The 5,369-nt window shown below is 34.2% G+C and carries 3 protein-coding genes and 1 pseudogene; 2 read left to right on the forward strand and 2 right to left on the reverse strand.

The features are described 5' to 3' along the window. Positions 1-203: 203 nt before the first annotated feature. Positions 204-1,397: an ABC transporter substrate-binding protein gene (locus AFK68_RS12225; protein WP_246844142.1), complete on the reverse strand. Its 1,194-nt coding sequence runs from the start codon at positions 1,395-1,397 to the stop codon at positions 204-206. Positions 1,398-1,420: 23 nt separating this feature from the next. Beyond that, positions 1,421-2,167 (reverse strand): annotated as a pseudogene (locus tag AFK68_RS12230) (ABC transporter substrate-binding protein); the annotation flags it as partial. A gap of 635 nt (positions 2,168-2,802) precedes the next feature. Here AFK68_RS12230 and AFK68_RS12235 point away from each other — a divergent pair. Both AFK68_RS12235 and AFK68_RS12240 read left to right on the forward strand, forming a co-directional pair. Beyond that, complete coding sequence (locus tag AFK68_RS12235) at positions 2,803-3,282, forward strand: flavin reductase family protein (RefSeq protein WP_094673060.1); 480 nt, start codon at positions 2,803-2,805, stop codon at positions 3,280-3,282. 849 nt (positions 3,283-4,131) lie between these two features. Then, complete coding sequence (locus tag AFK68_RS12240; protein ID WP_094673061.1) at positions 4,132-4,488, forward strand: phenylpyruvate tautomerase MIF-related protein; 357 nt, start codon at positions 4,132-4,134, stop codon at positions 4,486-4,488. Positions 4,489-5,369 lie beyond the last annotated feature (881 nt).

Genomic DNA, 5,369 nt, shown 5'->3' on the forward strand with positions numbered 1-5,369 from the left:
TAGACTTTAGTAAATTGAGAAACCCTATATATTGAGCGATTATAGGAATTTCCCAAAAAGTCTATTGATTTAATTCCTAAATCAAGTCTTTTAACCAGATTAAAGATTATCAGAATTATCAAAATTAGATTTGATATATTTGAGGATATTTGAGGAATCAATAATTCTTTATTTACCTCGAACGAAGGAGAAACTTTTATTTGCTATTCATTTTCTGGAGAAGCAATAGAATCTTTATCTTCTATATTTTCTTCTGAATTAACTTCCTGCTCTACTACTTCTTTTTCAGAACTGGCAGGAGACGTGACTGCTTCTTTTTTATCCATAGCAGTCGATAATTTTACATCATTAAAAAAAGGTCGATTAAAAACCCCAATCTTAAAACCTTCCAGATCAGAACTACTAACATAATTCCACATCCAACCAGGACTATAAAGTGGTATCATCACAGCATTATCAAGCAAATATTTCTGAACTTCTACAACTTTTTCTTGTCTTTCTTTAGAGTTAGTCGCACTTCGCATTTCTGTTAGTAATGTATCAAGTTCATCACTGTGATAACCTCCCATCCAACCAGGAGAATGCCACAATTTATAAAGAAAATTTGGGTCGTACCAAGACCATCCCATCATATCAATAACACCATTACCTTCTGCTTGGCTATTTTCTTGTTTTATTCTGGCATTAAGACTGCCAATATCCATTGTTTCTAAATTAGCCTTTATACCCACTTCTTCTAGTTGAGTTTGAAAATTTTCTAGAATCTTTTCACGGTTTCCTCCCCTCCAAGTTAGGAGAGTTACTTCTAATGGTTTATCTTCACTATAACCAAGTTCACTTAGTAGAGTTTTTGCCTCTTCCTGGTCTGGTTTAATACTAAACTCCGAACAAAGTTTTTCATCATTAGGAAACATAACATCGACGATAGGACATTCTGAAGGTTTAACTAAACCTGCTAATACTTCCTCTATCGTTTTTTTCACATCTATTCCATAAGCAACTGCTTGTCTTGCCTTTTTATCATTAAAAGGAGGTCTATAAGTAACGAATTCTAAAAATACTATTTGCCCAGTATTTTCAGCAGTATAAAGTTTTAAATTAGAGTCTTTCTTAAGATTAGAAACTTCTGTAATTGGAGGTTCCGTTAAATGAATTTCGCCAGACTTGAGTGCTGCTAAACGAGCTTCTACTTCTGGCATAGTTTTAATTACTAACTTATTAATATAAGGAGTACCAGAATTATCTACTGTTCGCCCATAATTCTTGTAGTCTGGATTAGGTTCGAGTACGAGTTGTTCCCCTTGAGTCCATTCCACAAATTTAAAAGGACCTGTACCTATTGCCCCATCTATGCCAAATTTTTCGTTGTAGGTTTGGATGGCTGAGGGACAAATCATACTTGAGTAGGGGTCGGCTAAGNCTTATTAATATAAGGAGTACCAGAATTATCTACTGTTCGCCCATAATTCTTGTAGTCTGGATTAGGTTCGAGTACGAGTTGTTCCCCTTGAGTCCATTCCACAAATTTAAAAGGACCTGTACCTATTGCCCCATCTATGCCAAATTTTTCGTTGTAGGTTTGGATGGCTGAGGGACAAATCATACTTGAGTAGGGGTCGGCTAAGAAGCGAGGAAAGGGACTAAAAGCTTCTGCCATTTTGACCTTAACTGTGAGGTCGTCCACAACTTCTACTGTTTCTATTGGCCCCCAACTATCTTTGGTGCTGTTTTGTGTTTCGGGGTTAATGGCTCTATCAATAGTGAATTTGACAGCTTTTGCATCAAAGGTTGTGCCGTCATGGCATTTGATGTTTTCGTTGAGTTTGAAGGTATATTCTTGGCCGTTGTCGTTAACCGACCATTCTTTAGCTAGGTTGGGTTGAATCTTGCCTTGGTCATCAAATGCAAGAAGTGTGTCGTAAATTTGATCGATTATTTGTCTAGATAAGGGTGATGTTGATTTGTGGGGGTCGAGGGTGTCGGAATCTCTATATCTAGCCCAAACGACGGTACCTGGTTCGGGAGCGATTACTGTTTCTGAGGTTGTGGTGGTGGTTTTGGTGGTGTTGCAGGCGATCGCTAAGGTGGTAACTATTAATGTTATTGCTATGAAACGCCAATTTTTTTGATGAGTTAATTTTTGGACAAAGTGATTTAGGGAAAACATAGGATATTTATTGTATAGTTATGATTTAGGTAAGTACACTGTATATGTANGTGGTAACTATTAATGTTATTGCTATGAAACGCCAATTTTTTTGATGAGTTAATTTTTGGACAAAGTGATTTAGGGAAAACATAGGATATTTATTGTATAGTTATGATTTAGGTAAGTACACTGTATATGTAGGATCAAAACTATAGCGCTATAGTTATATTCAGAGTTTACAAATCAAAAATTATTATTATATAAATAGGGTTTACTGAAAAAGTCTTTTGAAGGAGTAGGAGAGTAGAGAGCAGTTAGGAGGAACGAAGAATTATACAGGAGGTAGTCCGATATTTTGTCCCTTTATTCTTTTGCAATTATTTTGCCCAAAATGCTAACTTTTTCTAGCTCTCAGGAACCTACAACCAGGCACTTTTTTCAACTCCAAAAAGATACTTGCCTTTATTTGTCAATGCTTTAAGATTTAATCAGCAAGCCCTAAATATTTAATTAGTCCGTAAAAATCTTTATTATATCACAAAGCTTACTATCTATTTTTTAGATTTTAGTTAAATGATTAGAGTTGATTTGAATGTATTTACTTTGGTTAAAATAAAAGATGTCAAACTCTTAAATATATAGTAGGTAAAACTTTGCTAGACGAACAGGCAAAAAAAACTATACTGCGTAAAATTCCTCATGGATTATACATCTGTGGTGTTAAAGATGGTGATGAAGTAAATGGCTTTACCGCTAGTTGGGTAATGCAAGCATCTTTTACGCCTCCCCTAATTGTTAACTGTGTGAATAGAGAATCTAAATCCCATGCCATGATTAAAGCTAGTGGAGTTTTTTCTCTTAGTTTCTTAGCAGCAGAGCAAAAAGATTTAGCTCAACAATTTTTCAAACCTCAACGTCGTGTTGGGGATAAATTTGAAGAAGTAGAATTTTATTTAGGAGAAACTGGTTGCCCAATTATTTCCAATACTCTTGGTTATGTAGAATGTAGAGTTATTAGTGCTGTAGAAGAAGGCGATCATACTGTATATGTAGGGGAAGTAATTGCAGCAGGTGTGCATCGTGAGGGAGACCCTCTATTGTTAGAAAGTACAGGGTGGAATTATGGTGGTTAATTACTATTAATAGGAATTTTCGCCCATTGTGAGGTACAAAATTCTAACTTTTAGGGAATAGGGAGAATATCAGAATAAAAACAAATGTACCTCACTAATTTTAGAAACCGTTAGTTATCAGCTATTCCCTAATACAAAATCAAAGAAAAAGTCCTTTGAGATAATTAATTTATGGTAAGCATTTCCTGCGGAATGCTCCGCAAACAGCTATTAGCAGTCAGCATTCAGCATAGAATCATACCATTTATCAAAAATCTTGCTATATTTGATTGGCTGGGGAAGTGTGGGAGGTTAGGGGAGAAGTAAACATAATAATAAATAATTAGCTAATTTGTACTTAGATAACTTTTTTATCTCTTAAGGGTAATTTGTCTGCCAAAGGTATTTAGCTGATAGCTGACACCTGAATACTTACAATTTATGAATTCAGTTATACTAGCCTAAAACTTTGTAGGAAAATTGTCGAAAACTGCTATAAATTTAACATTTTACTTCCTGAGCTGCTGAAATAATGCCAATCTTGTAAGTGATAATCTCTGGGTAAAATAGGTATATATATTTTCGGCATACTTTTTGGAATGTAGGGCGTTCTATAAATGTTACTGCTATAGATGACTCGAGCGCTGAAGGAAACCACATCGGTACTATTCGTCATATAGTTACNAAATTGTCGAAAACTGCTATAAATTTAACATTTTACTTCCTGAGCTGCTGAAATAATGCCAATCTTGTAAGTGATAATCTCTGGGTAAAATAGGTATATATATAAACAATTGTTTGGTTGATTTTTATAGCTGAATGCCTACGTTAATTGTTCATTTTGTTCATAGTTAATTATTTAATTTAGTTATGCCACTAATTAAAGTTAAAACCTCTGTTTCCAAACCAGAAAAAGATCAAATTGATACCCTTCTCAAAAGTCTTTCATCTGGCATGGCAAAACATTTTAGCAAATCAGAATCCTATGTAATGACAATTTTTGAGTCAGATATTCCCATGACTTTTGGTGGTAATAGTAATGAACCAGTTTGCTATATGGAAATTAAAAGCATTGGTAGTATGAATCCAAATCAAACAAAGGCAATCAGTCAAGATTTTTGTCAACAAATTAATCAAGTTTTAGGGATACCAACTAACCGAATTTACATAGAATTTTCTGACGCTAAAGGTTCGATGTGGGGGTGGAATAGTTCTACATTTGGTTAGATTTTATCCACCTTTATTGAGGAATTTACATAGGGGCAGTTTGAACTCATAAATTAATGAGATAATTAATCATAATTATTCCAAAAACTGCCCTAATTAAAGATTAAGGCAAAGATTGTGATATGTATAGCAGTCCTGAGTGGATAATACCTGATTCAATATTTAGTTATAGTTAGGTTTTGGGTGCATCTCAATTAAGTTTTTAAGTTGAGCAAACCCTAAGTATTTAGCTATACTAATTCTTAATCTTGGTCAGTTAGAAAGTTATAGGTTTTAGGGAACAGGAAACCTAATAATTTAGGTTTTATAGATAGTTATTCGATCAATGTTTGCTGCATTTTCTTGAACAGGGGAGTAGAAAAGTAGGGGAGTATTGGGAGAAGTAAAGACTAAGAATAATTAGATAATTAGGGTTTGCTGAAGGGGAGTAGGGGAGTAATTTTTTTGCTCAACTATGCGCCTAAAATGCGCTCCTTTTTGATTTTTCGGGAACCGTGCAGAAAGAGCTGAAAACTAGGTAATTTTTAAATACCTAAAAAGGCTAAAATCTTTATCTGTAAATGCTTTGAGATTTAATTAGCAGAGCAATAATTAACACACTCTTGGTTAAGAATTATCAAAAATGTCATTCTGCCCGTGTTAATTACTTAATAATTAAAGTTTGACCCAAGTATATGATTTTTTTTTGCAAATTGGTATAAGTTATCAGCCATTAGCTGATAGCCAGATCATATCAAATCCTGTAGTATTGGTGTAATTAGATATCAGAGTGTGGGAAAGATGGGGAGATGGGGAGATATAGAAAGATTTGGGAATAACTTAAAGATGGAAAATTTTTTATACCGAACGCGAAAAGATTTGATATCAAATCTGAATAATAA

It is taken from the genome of Hydrocoleum sp. CS-953, from assembly GCF_002260545.1.
Taxonomy (GTDB): Bacteria; Cyanobacteriota; Cyanobacteriia; order Cyanobacteriales; family Microcoleaceae; genus Trichodesmium.